General features: G+C 65.2%; 30 protein-coding genes. 9 read left to right on the top strand and 21 right to left on the bottom strand.

Features of this window, described 5'->3' with window-relative positions; translation table 11 throughout:
- Nucleotides 1–244: 244 nt before the first annotated feature.
- Nucleotides 245–865 (top strand): phasin family protein, encoded by a 621-nt coding sequence (locus ASD28_RS29300; RefSeq protein WP_056137004.1) that lies wholly within the window; start codon nucleotides 245–247, stop codon nucleotides 863–865.
- 80 nt (nucleotides 866–945) lie between these two features.
- Here the strand turns inward: ASD28_RS29300 and pssA are convergent, their stop codons facing one another.
- The 6 genes from pssA to ASD28_RS29270 form a co-directional block, all read right to left on the bottom strand.
- Nucleotides 946–1,806, bottom strand: coding sequence for a CDP-diacylglycerol--serine O-phosphatidyltransferase (gene pssA / locus ASD28_RS29295; protein WP_056137002.1), 861 nt, complete (start codon nucleotides 1,804–1,806; stop codon nucleotides 946–948).
- 85 nt (nucleotides 1,807–1,891) lie between these two features.
- Nucleotides 1,892–2,656 (bottom strand): SIMPL domain-containing protein, encoded by a 765-nt coding sequence (locus ASD28_RS29290; RefSeq protein WP_056137000.1) that lies wholly within the window; start codon nucleotides 2,654–2,656, stop codon nucleotides 1,892–1,894.
- Nucleotides 2,657–2,877: 221 nt separating this feature from the next.
- A complete protein-coding gene (gene ilvC, locus ASD28_RS29285) occupies nucleotides 2,878–3,894 on the bottom strand; it encodes a ketol-acid reductoisomerase (RefSeq protein WP_056136998.1) in 1,017 nt (338 codons plus the stop codon).
- Between the two features lie 73 nt (nucleotides 3,895–3,967).
- Complete coding sequence (gene ilvN / locus ASD28_RS29280) at nucleotides 3,968–4,459, bottom strand: acetolactate synthase small subunit (protein WP_056136997.1); 492 nt, start codon at nucleotides 4,457–4,459, stop codon at nucleotides 3,968–3,970.
- The gene (locus ASD28_RS29275; protein ID WP_056136995.1) at nucleotides 4,459–6,183 is read right to left on the bottom strand and encodes an acetolactate synthase 3 catalytic subunit; all 1,725 of its coding nucleotides are present in this window, start codon (nucleotides 6,181–6,183) and stop codon (nucleotides 4,459–4,461) included. Before ASD28_RS29275 ends, ilvN begins: the two co-directional genes overlap by 1 nt.
- A gap of 372 nt (nucleotides 6,184–6,555) precedes the next feature.
- Nucleotides 6,556–7,182, bottom strand: coding sequence for a glutathione S-transferase family protein (locus ASD28_RS29270; protein WP_056136994.1), 627 nt, complete (start codon nucleotides 7,180–7,182; stop codon nucleotides 6,556–6,558).
- 166 nt (nucleotides 7,183–7,348) lie between these two features.
- Here ASD28_RS29270 and ASD28_RS29265 point away from each other — a divergent pair, with 166 nt between their 5' ends.
- From ASD28_RS29265 to ASD28_RS29250, 4 genes are read left to right on the top strand one after another with little or no spacing between them, the layout of a single operon-like run.
- Nucleotides 7,349–7,918 carry an RNA polymerase sigma factor gene (locus ASD28_RS29265; RefSeq protein WP_056136992.1) on the top strand — a complete coding sequence of 190 codons (570 nt, stop codon included), beginning with the start codon at nucleotides 7,349–7,351 and terminating at the stop codon, nucleotides 7,916–7,918.
- On the top strand, nucleotides 7,915–8,343 hold the full coding sequence (locus tag ASD28_RS29260; RefSeq protein ID WP_056136990.1) for a DUF3619 family protein: 429 nt from the start codon (nucleotides 7,915–7,917) through the stop codon (nucleotides 8,341–8,343). Before ASD28_RS29265 ends, ASD28_RS29260 begins: the two co-directional genes overlap by 4 nt.
- Nucleotides 8,344–8,346: 3 nt before the next feature.
- Nucleotides 8,347–9,114: a DUF3106 domain-containing protein gene (locus tag ASD28_RS29255; protein ID WP_056136988.1), complete on the top strand. Its 768-nt coding sequence runs from the start codon at nucleotides 8,347–8,349 to the stop codon at nucleotides 9,112–9,114.
- A 29-nt stretch (nucleotides 9,115–9,143) separates the two neighbouring features.
- Nucleotides 9,144–9,653, top strand: coding sequence for an RDD family protein (locus tag ASD28_RS29250; RefSeq protein ID WP_082577661.1), 510 nt, complete (start codon nucleotides 9,144–9,146; stop codon nucleotides 9,651–9,653).
- A gap of 1 nt (nucleotide 9,654) precedes the next feature.
- On the opposite strand, the gene ASD28_RS29245 is transcribed toward ASD28_RS29250, so the two are convergent.
- Both ASD28_RS29245 and ASD28_RS29240 read right to left on the bottom strand, forming a co-directional pair.
- A complete protein-coding gene (locus ASD28_RS29245; protein WP_056136987.1) occupies nucleotides 9,655–10,158 on the bottom strand; it encodes a thioredoxin family protein in 504 nt (167 codons plus the stop codon).
- Between the two features lie 10 nt (nucleotides 10,159–10,168).
- A complete protein-coding gene (locus ASD28_RS29240) occupies nucleotides 10,169–10,861 on the bottom strand; it encodes a cytochrome c biogenesis CcdA family protein (RefSeq protein WP_056136985.1) in 693 nt (230 codons plus the stop codon).
- Nucleotides 10,862–11,034: 173 nt separating this feature from the next.
- Here ASD28_RS29240 and ASD28_RS29235 point away from each other — a divergent pair, with 173 nt between their 5' ends.
- From ASD28_RS29235 to ASD28_RS29225, 3 genes are all read left to right on the top strand, one after another.
- A complete protein-coding gene (locus ASD28_RS29235; RefSeq protein WP_056136984.1) occupies nucleotides 11,035–11,778 on the top strand; it encodes a response regulator in 744 nt (247 codons plus the stop codon).
- Nucleotides 11,775–13,076, top strand: coding sequence for an ATP-binding protein (locus tag ASD28_RS29230; protein WP_056136982.1), 1,302 nt, complete (start codon nucleotides 11,775–11,777; stop codon nucleotides 13,074–13,076). The genes ASD28_RS29235 and ASD28_RS29230 overlap by 4 nt, the downstream gene beginning before the upstream one ends.
- 61 nt (nucleotides 13,077–13,137) lie before the next feature.
- Entirely contained in the window at nucleotides 13,138–13,608 is a 471-nt protein-coding gene (locus ASD28_RS29225) for a MarR family winged helix-turn-helix transcriptional regulator (RefSeq protein WP_082577689.1), read from the top strand.
- Between the two features lie 3 nt (nucleotides 13,609–13,611).
- Here the strand turns inward: ASD28_RS29225 and ASD28_RS29220 are convergent, their stop codons facing one another.
- On the bottom strand, nucleotides 13,612–14,217 hold the full coding sequence (locus ASD28_RS29220) for a TetR/AcrR family transcriptional regulator (RefSeq protein WP_056136979.1): 606 nt from the start codon (nucleotides 14,215–14,217) through the stop codon (nucleotides 13,612–13,614).
- Nucleotides 14,218–14,299: 82 nt separating this feature from the next.
- On the opposite strand from ASD28_RS29220, the gene ASD28_RS29215 reads away from it, so the two are divergent.
- A complete protein-coding gene (locus ASD28_RS29215; protein WP_056136977.1) occupies nucleotides 14,300–15,037 on the top strand; it encodes a 3-oxoacyl-ACP reductase family protein in 738 nt (245 codons plus the stop codon).
- Here the strand turns inward: ASD28_RS29215 and ASD28_RS29210 are convergent.
- The 12 genes from ASD28_RS29210 to iscR form a co-directional block, all read right to left on the bottom strand.
- The gene (locus tag ASD28_RS29210; protein ID WP_056136975.1) at nucleotides 14,965–15,993 is read right to left on the bottom strand and encodes a hypothetical protein; all 1,029 of its coding nucleotides are present in this window, start codon (nucleotides 15,991–15,993) and stop codon (nucleotides 14,965–14,967) included. The two genes, ASD28_RS29215 and ASD28_RS29210, sit on opposite strands and share 73 nt — an antisense overlap.
- A 68-nt stretch (nucleotides 15,994–16,061) precedes the next feature.
- Nucleotides 16,062–16,781: a S4 domain-containing protein gene (locus ASD28_RS29205; protein WP_056136973.1), complete on the bottom strand. Its 720-nt coding sequence runs from the start codon at nucleotides 16,779–16,781 to the stop codon at nucleotides 16,062–16,064.
- Nucleotides 16,778–17,815 (bottom strand): low-specificity L-threonine aldolase, encoded by a 1,038-nt coding sequence (ltaE, locus tag ASD28_RS29200; protein ID WP_056136971.1) that lies wholly within the window; start codon nucleotides 17,813–17,815, stop codon nucleotides 16,778–16,780. The genes ASD28_RS29205 and ltaE overlap by 4 nt, the downstream gene beginning before the upstream one ends.
- The gene (locus ASD28_RS29195; RefSeq protein ID WP_056136969.1) at nucleotides 17,812–18,687 is read right to left on the bottom strand and encodes an SAM-dependent methyltransferase; all 876 of its coding nucleotides are present in this window, start codon (nucleotides 18,685–18,687) and stop codon (nucleotides 17,812–17,814) included. Before ASD28_RS29195 ends, ltaE begins: the two co-directional genes overlap by 4 nt.
- Entirely contained in the window at nucleotides 18,674–18,868 is a 195-nt protein-coding gene (gene iscX / locus ASD28_RS29190; RefSeq protein ID WP_036230754.1) for a Fe-S cluster assembly protein IscX, read from the bottom strand. Before iscX ends, ASD28_RS29195 begins: the two co-directional genes overlap by 14 nt.
- 16 nt (nucleotides 18,869–18,884) lie before the next feature.
- Nucleotides 18,885–19,223 carry an ISC system 2Fe-2S type ferredoxin gene (gene fdx / locus ASD28_RS29185; RefSeq protein WP_056136967.1) on the bottom strand — a complete coding sequence of 113 codons (339 nt, stop codon included), beginning with the start codon at nucleotides 19,221–19,223 and terminating at the stop codon, nucleotides 18,885–18,887.
- Between the two features lie 208 nt (nucleotides 19,224–19,431).
- Nucleotides 19,432–21,336 (bottom strand): Fe-S protein assembly chaperone HscA, encoded by a 1,905-nt coding sequence (gene hscA / locus ASD28_RS29180; RefSeq protein WP_056136965.1) that lies wholly within the window; start codon nucleotides 21,334–21,336, stop codon nucleotides 19,432–19,434.
- Between the two features lie 95 nt (nucleotides 21,337–21,431).
- A complete protein-coding gene (gene hscB, locus ASD28_RS29175) occupies nucleotides 21,432–21,947 on the bottom strand; it encodes a Fe-S protein assembly co-chaperone HscB (protein WP_056136963.1) in 516 nt (171 codons plus the stop codon).
- Between the two features lie 16 nt (nucleotides 21,948–21,963).
- Nucleotides 21,964–22,287 carry an iron-sulfur cluster assembly protein IscA gene (gene iscA / locus ASD28_RS29170; protein ID WP_056136961.1) on the bottom strand — a complete coding sequence of 108 codons (324 nt, stop codon included), beginning with the start codon at nucleotides 22,285–22,287 and terminating at the stop codon, nucleotides 21,964–21,966.
- 103 nt (nucleotides 22,288–22,390) lie between these two features.
- Nucleotides 22,391–22,789, bottom strand: a complete 399-nt coding sequence (iscU, locus tag ASD28_RS29165) for a Fe-S cluster assembly scaffold IscU (protein WP_056136959.1) — start codon at nucleotides 22,787–22,789, stop codon at nucleotides 22,391–22,393.
- Between the two features lie 31 nt (nucleotides 22,790–22,820).
- The gene (locus tag ASD28_RS29160; RefSeq protein WP_056136957.1) at nucleotides 22,821–24,077 is read right to left on the bottom strand and encodes an IscS subfamily cysteine desulfurase; all 1,257 of its coding nucleotides are present in this window, start codon (nucleotides 24,075–24,077) and stop codon (nucleotides 22,821–22,823) included.
- Nucleotides 24,077–24,574, bottom strand: a complete 498-nt coding sequence (iscR, locus tag ASD28_RS29155) for a Fe-S cluster assembly transcriptional regulator IscR (RefSeq protein ID WP_056136955.1) — start codon at nucleotides 24,572–24,574, stop codon at nucleotides 24,077–24,079. The genes ASD28_RS29160 and iscR overlap by 1 nt, the downstream gene beginning before the upstream one ends.
- Nucleotides 24,575–24,866: the final 292 nt, after the last annotated feature.

Below are 24,866 nucleotides of genomic sequence, written 5' to 3'. Positions count from 1 at the left end.
GGCGAAAAATATATTGGCCGAAAACGGCGGAAGTTTATGATTCAGGACAGAAACGTCGTGCGCACGATTGAAACCGACATTGAAAAGTCATGAAAAGCGTCTAGTCTAACGAACTCGCGCTAGAACGCATATGTGCTGAGCAGTGCGATTGTGCGATGCAAAATCTAACTATCAATTGATTTCTGGCATCTTTGTGCCACAGCGTCGCAATTTTCAGACCGGATACACTTTCATGAGGTCACACATGTTCCTATTCTCGCAATCCGTTACGCCCGCAGTTCGTTCGCACCTGGATGCACAGGTTGCGTTTCTCAACGACATGTCGAAATCGTGGTCGCGTTCGATCCAGAACATCGTCGAAGCCAACATCCAGCTGGGCCAGACCTTGCTGGAAGAAACGAATATCGCCAGTCAACAACTGATGACCACAACGCATCCGACCGAGGCCATCTCGGCCGCCGCATCGCGCGCCCAACCGGCGGCGGAAAAGATTCGCGCCTACCAGCAGCATCTCTCGCGCGTCGTGGCGGACTCCCAGGTCGAACTGGCCCGTGTCGCCGAGCAGCACGTGCCCCAGGCGTCGCGCACGGCCAAATCCCTGGCCGACGAGGTGTCTCGCGCAGCCTCCGAAGAAACGCAGAACAGCCTGCGCACCCAGCAGGACACGCTGAAGAACTTCCGCGATCCGTTCCAGCAGGGTGGCGGGAATGGCAGTGCCCACCGCGGCAACCTGCAAAGCGGCGGCAACGGCGCGGAGGCCGGTGTCCGCGTCGAAGCCGATGCGCGTGACGGCACGATCCAGGGCAACGTCCAGGGCAGCCAGCAGGGCCAGCAACATGGCAAGTCGACTGGCAAGGCAAGCTGACGCCCGATAGAAATGACAACGGGACCGCGCACGGTCCCGCTTCGCATGACGCCCTCCGGGGCGTTTTTCGTGGGGCGGCCTCAGCGCCGCTCGCTCGGATCCAGCGCCTCTTCGTCCGTCTGGACGATGCTGACGGGCTTGCCCTTCGCGAGCCGGTACAGATACACGGCATAGCCCGACAGGCCATACAGGACGAACAGCGGCCACAGCACCTTGGGCGGATCGATCGCCAGCAGCGCCAGCGCGAGCGCGATCAGGAACACGACGATGAACGGCACCGACTTGCGGAAATTGACGTCCTTGAAGCTGTAGAACGGGACATTGGTCACCATCGTCAGGCCCGCGAACAGCGTGATGCCCCACGAGATCCAGTCGACCTTGCGCGCGCTGACGTTGATGTCCGGGTCCGTCATCATCATCACGAAGCCGACGACCAACGCAGCAGCGGCCGGGCTCGGCAAGCCTTGGAAGAAGCGCTTGTCGACGACCTCGATATTCGTGTTGAAGCGGGCCAGGCGCAGCGCGGCGCCGGCGCAGTAGACGAACGCGGCGATCCAGCCCAGCTTGCCCAGGCCGCGCAGCGACCATTCGTAGATGACGAGGGCCGGCGCGGCGCCGAACGAGACCATGTCGGACAGGCTGTCGTACTGCGCGCCGAACTCCGATTGCGTGTTCGTCAGGCGGGCGACGCGGCCGTCCAGGCTGTCCAGCACCATCGCGATGAACACGGCCCAGCAGGCGTGGTCGAAGCGCTGGTTCATCGCCATCACGATCGCGTAGAAGCCGCCGAACAGCGCGGCCGTCGTGAAGGCGTTCGGCAGCAGGTAGATACCCCGGCGCGGGCGCGACGCGGCGGCGTCCGTCTTGCGGACGCGGCTGAAGCGGGCGAAGCGGGGCGCCTTGATGGCGCCGGGTTTGCGGCGTCGGGGTAGTGTCGGCATAGGTTTCTTTTTCTCAACAATGCACCGAGGAGGCGCGGACCCCGCCATTATAAGGTCCGCCCCCCGTGTTAGCGAACGGCTACCTTCAGCGGAATTTCACCTTGCCGACCAGGCGCATCTGCAAGGTCGTCTCGCCCGGCTCGAAGCTGGGTTCCGGCATCTCGGCCATGTCGGCGCGCTTGGCCGACATGCGCATCATCTGCGGTGCCGCGGCCTCGGCCTGGCCGCCCGCGTAATTGCCGCTGCCTTCGAAATCGACCGTGTCGATGACGGCGTCGTTCACGTTGCGGCCCATCGCGCGCGCGATGGAGGCGATGCGCTCGTTCAGGTTGCGGTAGGTGGCGGCAATGCGCTCGTCGTCCAGGCGTTTCTGCAGCTCCGGGCTCAGGTGATAATCGATGCCGTTCAGGTTGACGACTTTCTGCGCGGCGGCGGCCGTCTTCGGCAGCGCCTGCAAGTTGCGCGTTTTCACTTCAAGATATTGCCCGACGCGCCAGCCGATCGGGACGCGGCGCGCGGCAGGATTCGCCAGCGGACGCGGGCCGTCCGGCACTTCCGGATAGACGGGATAGGTGTAATAGCCGACCGTTTTCAGTTCCGCCTGCGGATCTTCGCGGCGTACGATCTCGGTGCCCTGCTTCATCTTCTGGTTGGCGCGGGCCGTGGCTGCCGCGCGATCCTTGTCCTGCTCCTCGACGGCGAAGGTGACGGTCGCCTCGTCGTTGGCATGTTTCACTTCACCGAACGCGGGCACGATGACCAAGGTGCCGCTCGTGGCGGGCGCGGACTGGGCTTGCGCGGACAACGCGGACGCCAGCGCGGTCAACAGGACGAGTTTTTTGATGGACATTGTTGTTCTCCTTGATTGCATGCGCGGCTGTTGCCGCGGCAGGAGAACGATAACCGGTTTGACGTAAAAGTCGAGTTTATGTAATGGAAAGTTGCAATTGATTGCAAAGCAGTGCAAAAACGCCGCCCCCGCGGAGGCGGGGGCCCAAGTTCAGCGTTTCGACAACGCTACATTGGCCCCCTGCCTGCGCAGGGGCGACGGTACAACAGCTAACGACTTGATCAGTTCTTCGACTGGTCGACCAGCTTGTTCTTGGCGATCCACGGCATCATCGCGCGCAGCTGTGCGCCGACCGTCTCGATCTGGTGCTCGGCGTTCAGGCGACGACGCGAGATCAGGGTCGGGGCGCCGGCCTTGTTTTCCAGGATGAACGACTTGGCGTATTCGCCGGTCTGGATGTCCTTCAGCACGGCGCGCATCGCGTTCTTGGTGTCTTCGGTCACGACGCGCGGGCCGGTGACGTATTCGCCGTATTCCGCGTTGTTCGAGATCGAGTAGTTCATGTTGGCGATGCCGCCTTCGTAGATCAGGTCGACGATCAGCTTCAGCTCGTGCAGGCACTCGAAGTAAGCCATTTCCGGAGCGTAGCCGGCTTCCACCAGCGTCTCGAAGCCGGCCTTGATCAGCTCGACGGCGCCGCCGCACAGCACGGCCTGTTCGCCGAACAGGTCGGTTTCGGTTTCTTCACGGAAGTTGGTTTCGATGATGCCGGCCTTGCCGCCGCCGTTGGCCATCGCGTACGACAGGGCGATGTCGCGGGCTGCGCCGGACTTGTCCTGGTAGACGGCGACCAGGTGCGGCACGCCGCCACCCTGGCGGTAGGTGCCGCGCACGGTGTGGCCCGGGGCCTTCGGTGCGACCATGATGACGTCGAGGTCGGCGCGCGGCACGACCTGGCCGTAGTGCACGTTGAAGCCGTGCGCGAACGCCAGCACGGCGCCCTGCTTGATGTTCGGTTCGACGTTGTTCTTGTACACGTCGGCGATGTTCTCGTCCGGCAGCAGGATCATGACGACGTCGGCGGCTTTCACTGCCTCGTTGACTTCAGCGACCTTGATGCCGGCCTGTTCGACCTTGCCCCACGAGGCGCCGCCGCGGCGCAGGCCGACGGTGACGTTGACGCCCGATTCCGTCAGGTTCTGGGCGTGTGCGTGGCCTTGCGAGCCGTAGCCGATGATGGCGACATTCTTGCCTTTGATGAGGGAGAGGTCGCAGTCTTTGTCGTAGAAAACTTTCATTTTTAATCCTGTACTTTTCGTGTGTCGTTATTTTGTTTGGTGGACGCAGGGCCCACCGAATGAATCGCCAGCGTCAAACCTTGAGGATGCGCTCGCCGCGGCCGATGCCGGACCCGCCCGTGCGGACGGTTTCGAGGATCGAGGCGCGGTCGATGGCGTCGATGAAGGCGTCCAGCTTCGTCTTCGCGCCCGTCAGTTCGATCGTGTACGTTTTTTCCGTCACGTCGATGATGCGGCCGCGGAAGATGTCGGCGGTGCGCTTCATTTCTTCGCGCTCCTTGCCGACTGCCCTCACCTTGATCAGCATGAGCTCGCGCTCGATGTGCTGGCCTTCGGTCAGGTCGACCACCTTCACCACCTCGATGAGGCGGTTCAGGTGCTTGGTGATCTGCTCGATGATGTCGTCCGAACCCGTCGTCACGATGGTCATGCGCGACAGGGTAGCGTCTTCGGTCGGCGCCACGGTCAGCGTCTCGATGTTGTAGCCGCGTGCCGAGAACAGGCCCACCACGCGCGACAGCGCGCCGGCTTCGTTTTCCAGCAGGACGGAGATGATGTGTCGCATTACAGGTCCTCCGATCCGAGCAGCATTTCCGACAAGCCTTTGCCCGTCTTGACCATCGGCCAGACGTTTTCGCTACGGTCGGTAATGAAGTTCATGAACACCAGGCGGTCCTTCATGGCGAACGCTTCGCGCAGCGCGCCGTCGACGTCGCCCGGCTTCTCGATGCGCATGCCGACGTGGCCATACGCTTCGGCCAGCTTCTCGAAGTCCGGCAGGGAATCCATGTACGACTCGGAGTAACGCGAACCGTAGTCGAGTTCCTGCCACTGGCGCACCATGCCCAGGAAGCGGTTGTTCAGGAGGATGATCTTCGGCGTCAGGTGATACTGCTTGCAGGTCGCGAGTTCCTGGATGTTCATCTGGATCGAACCCTCGCCCGTGATGCAGGCCACGGTCGCGCCCGGATTCGCCATCTGCACGCCCATCGCGTACGGCAGGCCCACGCCCATCGTGCCCAGGCCACCGGAATTGATCCAGCGGCGCGGCTTGTCGAACGGGTAGTATTGCGCGGCCCACATCTGGTGCTGGCCCACGTCCGACGTGATGAACGCGTCGCCGCCGGTGACTTCCCAGACTTTTTCGACGACGGACTGCGGCTTGATCAGCTCATCCGAGGTCGCATAGCGCAGGCACTCGCGGCCGCGCCAGTCTTCGATCTGCTGCCACCACTTCTGCACGGCCGGGTTCGGACGCTGCTCGGCGGCATCCAGCTGCGACAGCAGTTCGACCAGCACGTCCTTGACGTTGCCGACGATGGGGATGTCCACTTTCACGCGCTTCGAGATCGACGACGGGTCGATGTCGATGTGGATGATCTTGCGCGGGTTCGACGCGAAGTGCTTCGGGTTGCCGATCACGCGGTCGTCGAAGCGGGCGCCGATGGCGATCAGGACGTCGCAGTGCTGCATCGCCATGTTCGCTTCGTAGGTGCCGTGCATGCCCGGCATGCCGACGAATTTCCTGTCGGTGGCGCGGTAGGCGCCCAGGCCCATCAGCGTGTTCGTGACCGGGAAGCCGAGCTTGTCGACCAGCTTGTTCAGTTCGTTCGATGCATTGGCGAGGATGACGCCGCCGCCCGTGTAGATCATCGGACGCTCGGCCGCCAGCAGCAGCTGCACTGCCTTGCGAATCTGGCCGGCGTGGCCCTTGTCGACGGGGCGGTAGGAACGCATCTCGACCTCTTTCGGGTACGAGTACGTCGCCTTCTGCATGCTCACGTCCTTCGGGATATCGACGAGGACCGGACCCGGACGGCCGGTGCGTGCGATATAGAAGGCCTTCTTGATGGTATCGGCAAGGTCTTTGACGTCCTTGACGAGGAAATTGTGTTTCACCACCGGGCGCGTGATGCCCACGGTGTCGCATTCCTGGAATGCGTCCTGGCCGATCGCATTGGTCGGAACCTGGCCGGAAATCACGACCATCGGAATCGAATCCATGTATGCGGTGGAGAGGCCGGTGACGGCATTGGTGACGCCCGGACCGGACGTGACCAGGCATACGCCCACTTCATTCGAGCTGCGCGAATACGCGTCGGCCGCGTGCACGGCTGCCTGCTCGTGGCGTACCAGGATGTGCTGGAATTTGTCCTGCTTGAAGATGGCGTCGTAGATGTAGAGAACCGCACCGCCGGGGTAACCGAAGACGTGCTTCACGCCCTCTTCCGCCAGGCAACGGACTACGATCTCAGCGCCCGTGATGGGAGCTGCTGCGTCGTTACTCATGATACGTTTCCTTTCAAAACCCATAGGGAGATTGATCGGATGCTCGTCCCTGACGAGATACGTGTCACGCAACAGTGCTCATGCTTCCCTTCTCTCTGCGGTCACGTCGATCTTTCAGGATGCCGTAGGATCCTTACGAACCGGCGCTGGACGCAACTCGTTCAGCTTGAGTTACTGTAGCGGAATGCGAATCTCTCGCGCTTGTGGCACGGGTTGGAGCAAACTGCCTACATTGTGAAAGCGCGTCATGCCCAGGTTGACGTTGTGTGACAAGCTGGCTTGACAATAAGCTTCGGGGGTGCAAAGCGTTCCATACCTTACTGCGTTGCACCATTCTGGTCAAGATAAATAATTATTTTTTCAAGCGCGCTTTCACACAATATTGTCCGGCAACCACGCGCGGGCGGCGGGTCGTACCTCAAGCCGCGCCATCCAGGCCGCGATGGCAGGATAGCCGGGACGCGCGTCCATCGGCGTCTTGCGCCAGCGGTGCGCGGACAGGCCGAGCACGATGTCGGCCAGCGAAAACGCCCCGCCCGCCACGTAGTCGCCTGCCGTTTCCAGGTGCCGCTCGAGCAGGCCCATCTGGCGATTCCAGCCGGCGATGCTCGCGGCGATCTGGACCGGATCCTGGTGCGCAGGACTGTTGCGCAGCAGGCCCATGAACGCGTAGCGCCACGCATTGTTCAACTCCGTCGCCTGCCAGTCCATCCACTGCTCGACCTTCGCGCGGGCCAGCGCATCGGCGGGCAGCAGGCGTCCGTCGCCGTAGCGTGCGGCCAGGTAGCGGCTGATCGTGTTCGACTCCCACAGCACGACGTCGCCATCGACCAGCACCGGCACCATCGCGTTCGGATTCAGCGCGAGGAATTCCGGTTCCTGCGTGGAGCGGAAGCCGCTGCCCCAGTCTTCACGTTCGAACGCGATGCCGAGTTCGCTGGCAGTCCACAAGACCTTGCGGACGTTGATCGAGCTTGCCTTGCCGAGGATGCGCATCACGTCTATCTCCTGAACAATGTTAATCCGACCATTCTAGAGTCAATAAGGGAAGACCGCACACGCGACCCTGCCGGTTTCGGGTGCGGTCATCCGTAAATTTTGCTAGCATTCGAAAGTTTTCCGAAAAGCCACAGGCAACGTACCGGTGGCGCCCACCACTTATCGCATGGCCACTGATAAAGAACTCAACGACTTCCTCGAGAGTGTCGAGCGGCGCGCCTTCAAGCAGGCGGCGTACGCGGTCCGCAAGGACGAGGCAGCGCTCGACATCGTTCAGGACGCCATGATCAAGCTCGCGGAGAAATACGGCGACAAGCCCCTGGCCGAATTGCCGATGCTTTTCCAGCGCATCCTGCAGAACACCATCCTCGATTACTTCCGCCGCGAAAAGGTCAGGAATACCTGGATCAGCCTCTTCGGAGGCCTCGGCCGCCGCGACGACGACGACGAGGATTTTGATATACTGGCATCTTACGAGGCCGAAGAAGGAACGTCCGCCGCGGAGTCGAGCGCGGATCAGGTCGAACGTGCGGAAACCCTGCGCCTGATCGAGGAAGAGATACAAAAGCTCCCGGCGCGTCAACGGGAAGCGTTCCTCATGCGTTACTGGCAGGACATGGATGTGGCCGAGACGGCCCAAGCGATGGGATGCTCCGAGGGCAGTGTAAAGACGCATTGCTCTCGCGCTACGCATTCCCTGCAAAAAGCCCTGGAGGCCAAGGGAATTAAATTATGAACACCGACGACATCAACCTGGCGTACAAGATCCGCCATGCCCTGAACGAGAACCTCGACAACCTGCCGGCCTCGACGACCGACCGCCTGGCCGCCGCGCGCGCGGCCGCGCTCGCACGAAAACGAGCACATGCTACCGCTGCGCCAGTACGCGCCAACCAGCAGCGTGCGTCGTTCGACCTGGGCGCGCTGTTCTCGATGCAGTGGGTGGCGCGTGCCGCCGTCGTCGCGCCGCTGCTGCTGATGGCGGCCGGCATGGTCGGCGTGTACCAGTACGAACGCGAGCAGCGTGCGGCCGAGCTGGCCGAGCTGGATGCGGCCGTGCTGTCCGACGACCTGCCCCTGACCGCCTACACCGACCACGGTTTCAACGCTTACCTGGCGCAACAGCAGCAAGCACAACAACAGCCGCAGCGAGCCCAGTAAAGGATGACGGCTAACAAGCTCAAGGTTGCCGGCGCCGCCGCCGCCGTCGTGCTCGTTGGCGCGGCCGCACTGACCCTCCACCAGCAAGGCGGCTTCCTTCCCGCATCCGGCCCGACCGCGCGCGATGCGGCCGACGCCACCACCGCCTCGACGCAGCCCGCCAAACCGGCCACCGGCAGCCACAAGGGCGGCGACAAGTCCCTGTGGCGCAGCCTGACGCCGGCCCAGCAGGTGGCCCTGCAGCCGCTGCAGGCCGAATGGGACCAGATGGATGGCGTGCGCAAGCAGAAATGGCTGCAGCTCGCGAACCGCTTCGCCACGCTGAAACCGGAAGAGCAGCAGCGCGTTCACGAACGCATGCGCGCATGGGCCAAGCTGACGCCCGAGCAGCGCGAACTGGCACGCGAAACCTATACGCGCACCCGCAAGATCGCCCCCGAGCAAAAGAACGCCACGTGGGAAAGCTACCTGCAACTGCCGGAAGACCAGAAGAAGAAACTGGCCGCCTCGGCCACGGCCCGCAAGACGCCCCGCGTCGTGCCATCCCAGGCCAACGGCAAGGTCGTCGCACCGCTGGGCCAGGGCGCGACGTCGTGCCCGGCCGGCATGATCAAGAACACCGTCTCGGCCGCCCCGCCGTGCGTGACGCCGCCGCCGCCTCCGGCGCCGGTGCAGCCCGCACCGGCGCAGCCGCCCGCCAATCCCCAGCCCGCACCGGAGCCGGAAAAGCAGGTCCCGGCCAACTGGGGCATCACGCCGAACAACGCCTAGACAGGATCACCGTGCACGACACCCCGAGCATGACTCCGACCATAAAGCGCCGCCTGACCGCGATGGTCTACGAGACCTTCCTGTTGCTGGCGGTGGAGATGCTGGCGGTCGCGCTGTTCCTCATCGTCACGCGCAACAATCACGCGCCCGTGTTCCAGTACGCGATGAAAGTCTGGCTGTTCGTCGTCACCGGCGCGTATTTCACCTGGGGCTGGACCAACAGCGGCCACACCCTCGCGATGAAGACGTGGCGCATGCAGGTCGTCACGACCGGCGGCGCGCGCCTGCCGCTGCGCATGGCCATCGTGCGCTACCTGCTGGCCTGGGGCTGGTTCCTGCCCGCCCTCCTCGCCTGCACGGCACTGGGCCTGAAGGACAAGGCCCAGATCGGCACGGCCGTCGCAGTGGGCGTGCTGGCGTGGGGTCTCACGGCCTTGTTCGACCGCGACCGCCAGTTCCTGCACGACCGCCTGGCCGGCACGCGCCTGGTGCAGCTGCCGAAGCCGGTGAAGGCCGGTGCCCCCGCCGAAGCGGCGTAACTCACTGCTGCGCCAGCAGCTTGCGGATCGTCGCCTCGGTCTGCGCATAATCCCCTTCGCCGAAGTGCGTGTAAACGACTTCGCCCTTCTTGTCGACGAGGTAGAACGCCGGCCAGAACTGGTTGTTGTACGCGCTCCAGGTGGCATACCGGTTGTCCTGCGCGACCGGGAAGGTAATCCCGTTGCGCTGCACGGCCGTCTTGAGGTTGTTCAGGTTGCGCTCGAAGCCGTATTCCGGCGTGTGCACGCCGACGACGACCAGCCCCTGGTCCTTGTACTTCTGGTGCCAGCCTTTCACATACGGCAGCACATGCTGGCAGTTGATGCAGTCGTAGGTCCAGAAGTCCACGAGCACCACCTTGCCGCGCAGCTGCTGCATGCTCAAAGGCGCGCTGTTGATCCAGTTGTCGATGCCCGCGAATTCCGGTGCGGGTGCGGCGCTTGCACTCAGGCTTGCGCCGGTGGCGACGAAGGCGGCGGCGGCGATGAGGGAACGGATTTTCATGGTGAACTCCTTACAGGGTTGGGAAGATGGACGGGATATGCGCGGCGATCTGCGTGTCGATCTGGAACCAGATCGCGGCCGCGCTGGCCAGCACGAGGACGCCGAACGCGCGCTGCAGGGCCACCGCATGACGGGCCACGCCGCGCACCCGCTGGACGATGGCCTGGCCGCCGTGGATCAGCGCCAGCATCGGCAGCGCGGCACCGAGCGCATACAGGCCGACGAGCTGCACGGCTCTACCGGGATCGTGCGCCCGCACGACGAGGGCGAGGATCGAGGCGAGGACGGGCCCCGCGCACGGCGTCCACACGGCGCCCAATGACAGGCCCAGCACGAACGCGCCGCTCTGCTGCGGCACCGCATCGGTGCCGCGCAGCTTCGCCCATAGCGGGCGGACGGTGTCGACGAGGAGGTCCCACGGCCGCGACCAGATCCGCAACAGGCCCGATACGCCCAGCAGCAGGATCGCGATATTCCGCAGCGTCTCCTGCGCTAGCTGCGCCGCGCTCGACACGGCGCCCAGCGCCAGCGCGAACGCGGAAAACGACAGCACGAAGCCGGCCACGATCAAGAGCGGACGGCGGCGGCTCGACTGTTCCACGGTCGCGCCGAGTAAAAACGGCAGCACGGGCAGCACGCACGGCGACGCCACCGTGGCCAGGCCGGCCAGCAGGGCCAGCGGGGATTCGATCGGGTTGGTCATGAGAGCCTCCTTGTTGTGTGAGACGCCATTGGACACCTGCGGTGTGTACGCGATGTGTCCGCAACCTCCCATTTTTGTCAGGCCATGTGTCCTGTCCAGCGCCCGACACATTCGGACATAATGACGCCGCGACGTCGCGCTACAGTAGCCCTGCAACCAACGAAGGAGAACCCATGAACGAGTCCGATCACGTCCTGGTCGTCGACGATGACCGCGGCATCCGCGAACTGGTCGGCGCCTATCTGGAAAAGCAGGGCCTGCGCGTCACGCTGGCTGCCAACGGCCGCGAGATGAGAAACGCGCTGATGCACGCGACGCCCGACCTGGTCCTGCTCGACATCATGATGCCCGGCGAGGACGGCCTCACCTTGTGCCGCGAACTGCGCGCGGGGAAGCACCGCGCGATCCCGATCGTGATGCTGACGGCGCGCGACGACGAGACGGACCGCGTCGTCGGCCTGGAACTCGGCGCCGACGACTACGTGCCGAAGCCGTTCGCCGTGCGCGAACTGCTGGCCCGCATTCGCGCCGTCCTGCGCCGCACGCGCATGCTGCCGCCGAATTTGCAGGTGACGGAGGCCGCGAAACTGATCGCGTTCGGCGACTGGCGCCTCGACACGGTCGGCCGCCACCTGCTCGACGACAACGGCGTCGAGGTCGCGATGAGCGGCGCCGAGTATCGCCTGCTGCGCGTGTTCCTCGACCACCCGCAGCGCGTGCTGTCGCGCGACCAGCTGATGGGCCTCACGCACGGCAACGACGCGGAATTCTTCGACCGCTCGATCGACCTGCTCGTGAGCCGCCTGCGCCAGCGCCTGGGCGACGGCGCGCGCGAACCCCGCTACATCAAGACCCTGCGCAACGAGGGCTATGTGTTCTCGGCCGAGGTGACGATCCTGGAAGGCCGGTCGACATGAACAGCAACTGGTGGCCGCGCAGCCTGTATGCGCGCCTCGCATTGATCTTGTGCGCGGGCCTCGCAGCGGCGCAGGGCCTGTCCGTCGCGCTCACGTTCACGGAACGCGACCAGGCGACGACGAACCTGATGATGGGATATGTGGAACGCGAGGTCGCGAGCTCGGTCGCCCTGCTCGACCTGCTGCCGGCGGCCGAGCGCCCGGCCTGGCTGCCACGGCTCGCGCGGCGCAGCTACCGCTTCATCCTCGGGCCGGGCGAAACGGTAGGCGCGATGCCGGACGAGAAGCTGTCGGCGCAGATCGCGCACTCGATCGAACAAGGCATCGGCCGCAGCTATCCGCTGTCCGTGAACGGCCTCGGCAACGAGGGCCGCATGCAGGTCCACCTGCGCCTGACGGACGGCTCTCCCTTGACCATCGACGTGCAGCCGATGCGCGGCGTGCCGCTATCGCCATGGCTGCCGTACATGCTCGCGGCGCAGCTGGCGATCCTCGCCGCGTGCTGCTGGTTCGCGGTGCGCCAGGCCGTGCGTCCGCTGCGCGTGCTGGCCGAGGCAGCCGATGCGCTCGGGCCGGACCTGCGCCCCGTCGAGCTGCCGGAACGCGGCCCGTCCGAAGTGCTGCGCTCGGCGCGCGCGTTCAACGCCATGCAGAAGCGCATCGCCGCGTACGTCGACGAGCGCGTGCGCATCCTGGCCGCCATCTCGCACGACCTGCAAACGCCGATCACCCGCATGCGCCTGCGCGTGGACATGATGGACGACGAAGCCCAGCAGCCGCGCCTGCGCGCCGACCTGGAAGAGCTGCAAGGCCTGGTCAAGGACGGCATCGGCTACGCGCGCGCGATGCACGGCGAACGCGAGCCGGCGCGCGCCATCGACCTCGACGCCCAGCTCGACAGCCTCGTGCTGGACTACCGCGACGCGGGCAGCGCCGTGAACCTCGACGGCCGCATCGGCGCACCGGTGCACACGCGCCCGAAAGCGCTGCGGCGGATCGTCGGCAACCTCGTCGACAATGCGTTGCGCTACGGTGGCGGGGCCGACATCGTCGCCGGGCGCGACCGCCAGGGCGCAGTGCTCATCCGCGTGCTGGACAACGGTCCCGGCATCCCCGCCGGGCAGCTGGAAGCCGTGTTCGAACCGTTCTTCCGGCTGGAGGCATCGCGCAACCGCGACACGGGCGGCACGGGGCTCGGGCTGGCCATCGCGCGCCAGCTGGCGGGGAGTCTCGGCGGGACGCTCACCTTGCACAACCGGCCGGAGGGCGGGCTGGAGGCGCGGCTGACCCTGCCGTGACCTGCACGATTCCGGAATTTCAAGTACGATAATCGTTATCGCGATAATTTTATGGATGATCATGCCTGCCGATAACGACACCCGCGCCAAAGCCGCCCGCATGGCGGACTTCATGTGCTTTGCCATCTACTCGACCAATCTGGCGTATTCGCGCGTGTACAAGCCCGTGCTGGACGCGCTGGGCCTCACCTATCCGCAATACCTGGCGATCATCGCGCTGTGGGAGCAGGACCAGCTGACCGTCAAGGCCTTGAGCGAAAAGCTGTTCCTCGAACCGAGCACGGTGACGCCGATGCTCAAGCGGCTGGAAGCGATGGGCTATGTGCGCCGCGAGCGCGACAAGGAAGACGAGCGCAACGTCCGCATCTCGCTCACGGACGCGGGCCGCGCGCTGCGCGAGAAGGGACTGGGATTCGGCAAGCAGACGGTCGCCGCGTCCGGCCTGGGCCCGGAAGAATTCCCGCAGCTGCAGAAGGCCATCGTGCAATTGCGCGACAACCTGATCGACGCGGCCGCCAGGACGGAAGGCTGACGCTCAGACTTCCGCGACGGGCGCCGCGCGCGCCTTCAATGCGGCCATGACGAAGTCCACCGTCGCGCCGAGTTGCGCGGCGCCGGCGCCCGCCTTCGCGCTGATGCGCATGCCGCGGATGGCCGTGTGGACGAAATGCGCCGCGGACGCCGGATCGAGGCCGGGCGCCAGTTCGCCCGCCCGGCGCGCACGCACGAGGACCTGCGCGAAGATGTCTTCCGTGACCCGTTGCGAGCGCTCGACGAGCGCCTGCACGCCGGCGTCGGCCTGCCCGAATTCCGCGATGGCGTTGACGCTGAGGCAGCCGCGCGCGCGCAGGGCCGCGTCCGCACCGGCGATCTCGCGCAGGAACGCTTCCAATGCACCCAGTGGCGACTGTCCGGCCCCAAGACGGTGCTGCAGCGCCGCGCCGCCCGTGTCCGTGTAGTGCGTGAACGCGGCGAGATAGAGCTGCTTCTTGTCGCCGAACGTGTCGTACATGCTCTGGCGGCCGATGCCCATCGCGCGCACCAGGTCGTCCGTGGACGTCGCCTCGTACCCCTGCTCCCAGAACACCCGCACCGCCGCATCGAGCGCCGCGGCCGGGTCGAATACCTTCGTTCTTGCCATCGTTTTTATCTTGACTAGTCAGTCCAGAATGAAAGTATAATCGATTCTCCATTTTGGACCAATCAGTCAAGAAAGGCTCACCATGACTTCCCTCACCGGCAAGATCGCATTCGTCACCGGCGGTTCGCGCGGCATCGGCGCCGCCATCGTCCGCCGCCTCGCGGCAGACGGCGCCACCGTCGCGTTCACCTACGTCAGCGCGCACGACCGCGCATTGCAGCTGGCCGCCAGCATCGACGCCGCGGGCGGCCGCGCCCTGCCCCTGCGCGCGGACAGCGCCGACGCGCAGGCGCTGCAGCGGGCCATTGCGGGCGTGGCGACGCAGTTCGGCCGCATCGACATCCTCGTCAACAGCGCGGGCATCCTCGTCCACAAGGACCTCGCCGAGACGACGCTGGAAGATTACGACCGCATCGCGGCCGTCAACGTGCGCGCCCTGTTCGTCGCCACGCAGGCGGCCGCGCCGCACATGGGAGAAGGCGGGCGTGTCGTCAACATCGGCAGCATGGTGGCGGACCGCGCGGGCAGCCCGGGCGTGGCGTTGTACGCGATGAGCAAGGCGGCCGTGGCCGGCCTCACGCGCGGGCTCGCGCGCGACCTCGGGCCGCGCGGCATCACGGTGAACAATGTGCAGCCGGGGCCGACGGAGACGGAGATCGTCGCGGACGAATCCGTGCGCGCTTACCTGCGCGCGCAGATCCCGCTGGGGCGGATGGGGCAGGATGCCGAGATCGCGGGGCTGGTGGCTTACCTCGTAGGGAGCGAGGCGGGGTATGTCAACGGGGCGTCGTTGACGATCGACGGCGGATACGTGGCCTGACCGGCTTGCATGCCGTAGCCGCTGGCCTTGAGGATCGCGCCGGGATCGCGCAATTCGATGAGTTCACGGATCGCGGCGCGCTTGTCGGACGCGCGCGCCACGTACGCTTCGGCGATGCGCATGCCGATCCAGTAGCCGGCCTCGCAAGGCCAGCCCTCGGGCGCGGAACCGCAGTTCGCGAACCAGCGCCGGAAGCGAGGGCTTGCGACCAGCCGGTTGATATCGCCGCCGCCTCGGATGGCTTCGCGGTCGCGCTGAAATGCCTGCCACAGCGAGGCTTCCTGCGGCCGCGCCCAGGCGTCGCGCTCCGGACGCGGGATCGCACCCGTGACCAGTGTCGCAAGATAATCGGCGACGCCCTCCGTCAAGGCCTGGCCCAGCAGGAAATCAGCCAGTTTCACCGGGGTATCGCCGTCCTGCCAGGTGTGGACCGTTTCGTGCGCAAAGAAGCCGCGCATCGTGGTGCGGAACTGCTCGGGCGTGGTTCCGGGCGGACAGGTCACCTCGAGGCCGATCACCTGCCTGTCGCCGCTGGCCGTGCCGCCCGACGTGCGGGCGCCGAAGACGACGTCGATGGCGGGCAGTGGGCGTTCCGGCACCAGGCCCGCAAACGCGAGATAGATCGCGCGCAGGTCGCTGCGCAGGGCCGGCAGCTGCGGCAGGCATTCGCGGATCGCGTAGCGGTAGCTGTCGGGATGCGCGGCGACCGTCTTTGCCAGGCGCTGCGCGTCGATGATCCGCGGCGCCGGCGTGAAGACCTTGACGCCGGGCCCAGCCCCATCCAGATAGCCGCGCTGCAACGCATCGGCCGTCGGCACGGCGCCATCCTTCATGAGACTCGCGAAACGCAGCGCGTCGCGCGCGTCGATGTCGACCGTCAGCGGATCGACGCCCGCGGCCAGGACGACGCCCGTCCATAGCGACAGCACGGGCAGAAGCAGCTTACCGAACTTCATCCATTGATCCTCTCTGTAGCGCACGCGCGCGCGACGCAGTGTACAGGAGGGGTTGCCTTTCTGGCAAATCAGAACCGTTCGGTCTCGGGCACATACCGCCAGCGCCCAACCGGCAGCTGGCCCAGCGCCACGCGTCCGATGCGCAGCCGGCGCAGTGACTTGACGGTCAAGCCGACCTCGGCGCACATCGCTTCGACCTGCCCGGGCCGGACGTCCTTGCCGGCCAGGCGCAGCCGCGCCTCGCTTTGCCAGCTTGCCTTGAGCGGCACGGTCGCCCTGCCCTTCACACGCATGCTGGCGTTCAACCGCGCGAGACCATCCTCCAGAATCGCGCCCGTCACCTCGGCCACGTATTCCTGTTCGACGCGCGCGCCGTCTTCGACCAGCTTGCGCGTCACGCGCCAGTCCTGGCTCAGCACGAGCAGGCCGCTCGCTTCCGGTTCCAGCGGCGTGACTATCGTCAGCCGCGACAAATGCCGGCGCAGATAACGCGAACCCGGTGCGTTGGGCGATGCGGCCAGCGTCTCGGGCGCGATCAGCGCGAGCGCCCCGGCCGCATCGATGCCGGCCGGCTTGTGCAGCACGATCGTCACCGGCGCCGGCTCGACGGGTTCGGCGCCCGGCAGCAGCGCCACCGTCTGCGCAGCGGTCACGCGCGTCGCGGGGTCTTCGACGACGACGTCATCGACCGTCACCCAGCCGCCCGCGATATAGCGCTCGGCCTCGCCGCGCGAGCACGGCACCGTTTCGGCCACGCGCTTGGCGAGGCGGATTCCTTCGTCACTCATTGTGCTTTCCAGTCGCGGAAGAACGCCTCGAACGCGGCGATGGTCGTCTTCACATCCGCGGCCGTCACGTCCAGGTGCGTCACGAGGCGCGTATGCGGGCCGATCGAGGCGCGGATGCCCTGGCGGCTCAACGCCTCGCGCAGAGGCGCGCACGCGGCGTCCGGGATCTCGACATAGAAAATGTTCGTCTGCGGCGTCGTCACCTTCAGCGGCTCGATGCGCGCGAGGCCGGCGGACAGGTCGGCCGCATTTTGATGGTCCTCGGCGAGGCGCTCGACGTTATGCTCCAGCGCGTAATGCGCCGCGGCCGCGATGACGCCGGCCTGGCGCATGCCGCCGCCCAGCATCTTGCGCCAGCGCTTGCCCTGCTCGATGAACGCTTTGGGGCCCAGCAGCACGGAACCGACCGGCGCGCCGAGGCCCTTCGACAGGCACACGGACACGGTGTCGAAACCGGCCACCGCCTCCCGCAGCGAGATGCCCTGCTTGACGGCCGCGTTGCAGACACGGGCGCCGTCCAGGTGCGTGACCAGGCCCTTCGCATGCGCGAAATCCGTCGCCGCCTTCAGGTAGTCGCGCGGCAGCACGCGGCCGCCGATCGTGTTTTCCAGCGCCAGCACGCGGGTGCGCGCGAAGTGCATGTCGTCCGGCTTGATGTACGCGGCGATGTCGGAGACCGCGATCGAACCGTCCGGCTGGTTGGCGATCGGCTGCGGCTGGATCGAGCCCAGCACGGCGGCGCCGCCGCCTTCGTACTTGTAAGTGTGCGCTTCCTGGCCGACGAGGTATTCGTCGCCGCGGCCGCAATGCGTCATCAGCGCGATGAGGTTCGTCTGCGTGCCGCTCGGCGCGAACAGGGCCGCTTCGAAGCCGAACAGTTCGGCCGCGAAGTCCTGCAGGCGGTTGACGGTGGGGTCGTCGGCGTAGACGTCGTCGCCGACGGCTGCAGCGGCCATCGCGGCGCGCATCGCGGCGGACGGTTGGGTGACGGTGTCGCTGCGCAGGTCGATCCAGCGGTCGTGGTGGTCGCTCATGTCGTTGGCTCGCTTGTCGTTGGCTCAGTATAGAAACGCGAAGAGAGTTCCCCGAGGCCGACTTCCGCCAGCACCTGCTGCAGGCGCTCCGCCGGCCGGCGGCGCGGCAGGTTCTTGTACGTGGCGACGATCAGCTCGTTCTTCATCGAGTGCTCCCAGCCCACCAGCTCCGTCACGGTGACCTGGTAGCCGTGCGCCTCCAGCTGCAGGCAGCGCAGCACGTTCGTGATCTGGCTGCCGAATTCGCGCGTGTGGATCGGGTGGCGCCAGATTTCCGTCAGCGCGCTGCGGCCCAGGTCCTTGCCTTTATTCTTGCGCAGCACGGACGCGACTTCGGCCTGGCAGCACGGCACCAGCACGATATGCTTCGCGTGCTTCTTCAGCGCGAAATCGATGGCATCGTCCGTCGCCGTGTTGCAGGCGTGGAGCGCCGTCACCACGTCGATCGTGGCCGGCAGCTTGTCGGACTCGGTGGACTCCGCGACGGACAGGTTCAGGAACGACATGCCCGGAAAGCCCAGGCGTGCCGCCAGTTCCGTCGACTTCTGCACGAGTTCCTCGCGCGTCTCGATGCCGTAGATATGGCCGCCGTTCTCCCTGCCCTTGAAGAACAGGTCGTACAGGATGAAGCCGAGGTAGGACTTGCCGGCGCCGTGGTCGACCACGGTCGCACTTTCCCCGACATCCTTCAGCAAGGGCTCGATGAACTGGACGAGGTGGTAGACCTGCTTCAGTTTGCGGCGGCTGTCCTGGTTCAGTTTGCCGTCGCGCGTGAGGATGTGCAGTTCCTTCAGCAGTTCGATCGACTGACCCGGCTTGATTTCCGGGGCCAGTTGATAAATTGTCGGGGCTTCTTTTTTAGCGGGCTTCATCGATCCATGCTGCCTGGATGGCTTCCAATACGCGTTCGCCGCCGCGCGTGCGGTCGTCGTCGAAGCCGTCCAGCGCGACGACCCAGTTATGCAGGTCGACGAAGCGCACGGTGGCCGGATCGACGTCCGGGTGCTGTTCGTACAAGGCCTCGGCGATGGCCGTGACATCGGTCCACTTCATGTGTCCCCCGTCGTGATCAGTGGTTCTCGGCTGCGTGGTTGATCGTGTACTTCGGGATCTCGACGACGAGGTCTTCGTCGGCGATGATGGCCTGGCAGGACAGGCGCGAGTTCGGCTCGAGGCCCCAGGCCTTGTCGAGCATGTCCTCTTCCTTTTCCTCCTGCTCGTTCAGCGAATCGAAGCCTTCGCGCACGACCACGTGGCACGTCGTGCATGCGCACACGCGGTCGCAGGCGTGTTCGATCTCGATGTCGTTCTCGAGTAGCGTGTCGCAGATCGACTTGCCGCTCTGGCCTTCGAGCACGGCGCCTTCGGGGCAGAAGACGGGATGGGGGAGGATGACGATTTGTGGCACTTCTTGACCTCTTGTGTTTGTTTATTTTCGGGATACGGACCATGGCCCGCACCCCTAAAACCGTCGTCCCCGCGGAGGCGGGGACCCAATTTCTGTTGCCGAAGTCGATAGCTCGGCCACTCCGCAAACGATACGAGTTCCGTTGCTGAACTTGGGTTCCCGCCTTCGCGGGAACGACGCTGGTTTATGTCTTCGAACGCTCGGGAAATCAGACCTGATCCAGCGCCTTGCCGGCCAACACCTTGCGCACGCTCTTGTCCATGCGCCGCGCGGCGAATTCCTCGGTGCCGCGCGCCAGTGCCTGCACGGCGTCGTGCAGCACGTTCTGGCGCGAGTCCGCGTCGATGGACGTATCGTTCGAGCGCGCCGTCGCGTCGCGCACGCCCTGCATCAGTCGCGCGATCGCGCCCTGCTCTTCTTCGTCGAGCAGCTCGGTGTCGGCATCCAGCGCGGACTGCGTCGCCAGCAGGATGCGCTCGGCCTCGACCTGTTCTTCGCGCAGCGCGCGCGCGACCATGTCCACTTGCGCCGAGTTGTACGAGTCCTGCAGCATGCGCGCGACTTCGTCGTCGCCGAGGCCGTACGACGGCTTCACGGTGATCGACGCTTCCACGCCGGAGCGCGTCTCGCGCGCCGACACGGACAGCAGCCCGTCCGCGTCGACCTGGTACGTGACGCGGATGCGCGCCGCGCCGGCCGCCATCGGCGGAATGCCGCGCAGCTCGAAGCGCGCCAGCGAACGGCAGTCGGACACGAGCTCGCGCTCGCCCTGCACCACGTGCACGGCCAGCGCCGTCTGGCCATCCTTGAAGGTCGTGAATTCCTGCGCGCGGGCGCACGGGATCGTCGAGTTGCGCGGGATGATCTTCTCGACCAGGCCGCCCATCGTCTCGATGCCGAGCGACAGCGGGATCACGTCCAGCAGCAGCCAGTCGTCGCCGGCCGCGCGGTTGCCCGCGAGGAGGTTCGCCTGGATGGCGGCGCCCAGCGCGACGACCTTGTCCGGGTCGATGTTCGCGTGCGGGATCGTCTTGAAAAAGTCGCCGACGGCGCGGCGGATGTGCGGCATGCGCGTGGCGCCGCCGACGAGCACGACGCCATCGACGTCTTCCACGGACACGTCCGCGTCGCGCATCGCCTTGCGCACGGCGTTCATCGTCTTCGCGACGAGCGGCTGCGTGATCTCGGCGAAGGTCTTCGCGGTGATCGTCACCTGCACGACTTCGCCCGATTTCAGGATCGCCTCGACGGTCGTCTCTTCGTTCGTCGACAGCAGTTCCTTGGCCTGGCGCGCCTTGACCATCAGCGTGGCGGTGTCGACGTCGGACAGCGGCGCGAGGCCGGCCTGCTGGGTGATGTAGCAGAACAGGCGCTGGTCGAAGTCGTCGCCGCCGAGCGCGGAATCGCCGCCCGTGGACAGCACTTCGAACACGCCTTTCGACAGCTTGAGGATCGAGATGTCGAACGTGCCGCCGCCCAGATCGTACACGGCGAACACGCCTTCCTTGCCGTGGTCGAGACCATACGCGATGGCGGCGGCCGTCGGCTCGGACAGCAGGCGCAGCACGTTCAGGCCGGCCAGCTGGGCCGCGTCCTTCGTCGCCTGGCGCTGCGCGTCGTCGAAGTATGCCGGTACCGTGATGACGGCGCCGACCAGTTCGTCGCCGAGCGCGTCTTCCGCGGTCTGGCGCAACGTGGCCAGGATCTGCGCGGAGACCTCCACCGGCGACTTCACGCCGGCCACGGTCTTCAGCTGGACCATCCCGTGACCGCCTTCGCGGCCACCATCGACAAAGTCATACGGCAGGTTCTCGACGTGCGCGATGTCCTTCAGGCCGCGGCCCATGAAGCGCTTGACGGAGACGACGGTGTTCTTCGGATCGGTGGTGCGGGCCGCCATGGCCTTGTAGCCGATATTGGCGTGGCCGTTCGGGAGGTAGCGCACGATCGACGGCAGCAGCGAGCGGCCGTCCTCGTCGGTCAGCACTTCCGGGATCGAATGGCGCACGGTCGCGACGAGGGAATTGGTGGTGCCCAGGTCGATGCCCACCGCCAGCCGGTGCTGGTGCGGCGCGGTCGACATGCCGGGTTCGGAGATCTGCAATAGTGCCATGGTCGTGTTACCTGGTTTTATTATTGGATACGTTCGCGGCGCGTTGCGTAACGTTCGCGTATGTTGGCGTTACGCGTGGGCCCGGAGAGCCCACCCTACGACTCTAATGCCTCGAACGCGTAATGCAATTCGTCGCCGAATTTATCGAGGAACATCAGCGCCCGCACGCCCTGCGCCGCCTGCTGGTAGTCCCCGGCGTCGAGCAGCTTGCCGACCTGCGCCAGGCGCTGCTTGCGCTCGCCGCGGATGCGCGCATCGAGCTCGTCGAGCGCGCCGGCATCCTTCGCGTCGCGCGCGTCGGACAGCGCTTCGCGCAGCTCCATCTGCTCCATCAGGAAGTCCATCGGCATCGCGGTGTTCGACTCGGTCTGCAGGTCGACGCCATTCAGCTCGCACAGGTAGCGCGCGCGCAGCATCGGGTTGCGCAGGGTCTGGTAGGCCTCGTTGGCACGCGTGGCCCATTGCATCGCGACGCGTTTTTCCGCGTCGCTCGCGTTCACGAAGCGGTCCGGATGGACGCGGCCCTGGACTTCGCGGTAGGCCGCGTCCAGCGCGTCCATGTCGACGTCGAACCTGGCCGGCAGCTGGAACAGCTCGAAATGGTTTTGCACGTTCCGGCGCTCCCGGTCAGACGCGGAAGCTTTCGCCGCAACCGCAATTGTCCTTGACGTTCGGGTTGTTGAAGCGGAAGCCTTCGTTCAGGCCTTCGCGGGCGAAATCGAGCTCGGTGCCGTCGATGTACGCCAGGCTCTTCGGATCGACGAAGACCTTCACGCCATGCGATTCGAAGACCGTATCTTCGGCACTGGCTTCGTCGACGTATTCCAGCTTGTAGGCCAGGCCGGAGCAGCCGGTCGTGCGCACGCCGAAACGCAGGCCCACGCCCTTGCCCCGGCGTTCGAGGTAACGGTTGATGTGCTTTGCGGCTTTTTCGGTCAGGGTCACAGCCATATCTGATTCTCCAGCTTCGGTGGGACCGCGATCAACCTGGTGCGCGTCGCTCGCTACGGTTTCTCGCGGTCCGTGAGGGTACGTGTTTTTTATGAAAACCCGCTTATGCGGCTTTTTCTTCGGCGCCGTGCTTCTGCTTGTAGTCGGCGACGGCCGCCTTGATGGCGTCTTCGGCCAGGATCGAGCAGTGGATCTTCACCGGCGGCAGCGCCAGTTCTTCGGCGATCTGCGTGTTCTTGATGGACAGGGCTTCGTCCAGCGACTTGCCCTTGACCCATTCGGTCACGAGCGAGCTCGATGCGATCGCCGAACCGCAGCCGTACGTCTTGAATTTCGCGTCTTCGATCACGCCGGCTTCGTTCACCTTGATCTGCAGCTTCATCACGTCGCCGCAGGCCGGTGCGCCGACCATGCCGGTGCCGACGTCGTCGGAATTCTTGTCGAACGAGCCGACGTTGCGCGGGTTTTCGTAGTGGTCCAGGACCTTGTCGGAATATGCCATGGTAGTGCTCCTTGGTGTTCTGTTCGGTGAATTAGTGGGCTGCCCACTGGATCGAGTTCAGGTCAATGCCATCCTTGTGCATTTCCCACAGCGGCGACAGTTCGCGCAGCTTGCCGACTTTTTCCTTCAGCAGCTTGATGGCGAAGTCGATGTCTTCCTCGGTCGTGAAGCGGCCGATGGTGAAGCGGATCGAGCTGTGCGCCAGCTCGTCGCTGCGGCCCAGGGCGCGCAGCACGTACGACGGTTCCAGCGACGCCGAGGTGCAGGCCGAACCCGACGACACGGCGATGTCCTTGACGGCCATGATCAGCGATTCGCCTTCGACGAAGTTGAACGACACGTTCAGGTTGTGCGGGACGCGGTGTTCCATGTCGCCGTTGATGTAGACCTCTTCGATCTCCAGCAGGCCCTTGGCCAGGCGGTCGCGCAGCGCCTTGATGCGCGCGAGTTCGGTGTCCATCTCTTCCTGCGCGATGCGGAACGCTTCGCCCATGCCGACGATCTGGTGCGGAGCCAGCGTGCCCGAACGCAGGCCGCGCTCGTGGCCGCCACCGTGCATCTGCGCTTCCAGGCGCACGCGCGGCTTGCGGCGCACGTACAGGGCGCCGATGCCTTTCGGACCGTAGGTCTTGTGCGCGCTGAAGCTCATCAGGTCGACCTTCAGCTCTTCCAGGTTGATCTCGACCTTGCCGGTGGCCTGCGCCGCGTCGCTGTGGAAGATGATGCCCTTCTTGCGGCACAGTTCGCCGATTTCCTTGATCGGCTGGACCACGCCGATCTCGTTATTCACGAGCATCACGGAGACGAGGATCGTGTCCGGACGCATCGCCGCTTCCAGCTGCTCCAGCGTGATCAGGCCATTGTCCTGCGGCTCCAGGTAAGTTGCCTCGAAGCCCTGGCGTTCCAGTTCGCGGACGGTGTCCAGCACGGCCTTGTGCTCGGTCTTCACCGTGATGATGTGCTTGCCCTTGGACTTGTAGAACTGCGCCGCGCCCTTGATCGCGAGGTTGTTCGATTCGGTCGCGCCCGAGGTCCAGATGATCTCGCGCGGATCGGCGCCGACGAGCGCTGCGACTTGCGCGCGCGCCTCTTCGACGGCCGCCTCGGCGCTCCAGCCGTAAGCGTGGCTGCGCGACGCCGGATTGCCGAACTGCTCGCGCAGGTACGGAATCATCTTGTCCGCCACGCGCGGATCGATCGGCGTCGTGGCCGAATAATCCATGTAGATCGGGAAATGCGGCGCAGTCACGAAGCTCTGCTCGATTTTTTTGTCCAAGGGCGCGTTCATCAGTTCACTCCAATATGCTTAGCTTCAGTATTGTCCGACGGCGCGTGGCGATGCATCACCACGACGTTCTGTTCTTTCTGCTTCTGCTGGTCGACGAGATCCTGCAAGGTCACCGAGTCGAGGAAATCGACCATCTTCGCGTTCAGCGTGGCCCACAGTTCGTGGGTCATGCAGCGGGTGCCGCTGGCGGCATCGGCGCCGTGACAGTTTTCCTTGCCGCCGCACTGGGTCGCATCGATCGGCTCGTCGACGGCGATGATGATGTCCGCGACGGTCACCTTGTCGGCGCTGCGCGCGAGGCTGTAGCCGCCGCCCGGGCCGCGCACCGACTCGACGATCTCGTGCCGGCGCAGCTTGCCGAACAATTGCTCCAGGTACGACAGCGAAATGGCCTGGCGCTGGCTGATGCCCGACAGCGTGACCGGACCATTGCCCTGGCGCAGGGCGAGGTCGATCATCGCGGTAACAGCAAAACGGCCTTTGGTGGTCAGACGCATCAGAACCCCGGTTGGTTTTCCAGACAGTGTTAAAATCTTGCTTCTCTTCAACCGCCCAGGCTCTCGTCTGCTTTCATCCGTCCCTCGGGACGTTGAGAAAAACCTGATTAGTTGATCGATTTAGTCAAGTATAGCGTATTTCGCCAGCCTTTGCTTGGCCCCCTCTTTTTTAGCCGCGGTGCAGCAAACGCCTCGACAATTCGGGGTCAGAGCCTGACCCTTCCCCACATATTTTTCTTGTAGGTGGACGGGGTTGCTGTTAGCTTCCGGTGAAAAAAGCTGGTGCATGCAT

Origin of the sequence: Massilia sp. Root133 (assembly GCF_001426525.1) — a bacterium.
GTDB lineage: Bacteria > Pseudomonadota > Gammaproteobacteria > Burkholderiales > Burkholderiaceae_D > Telluria > Telluria orientalis.
This window is presented reverse-complemented; position numbering and strand designations above follow the sequence as displayed.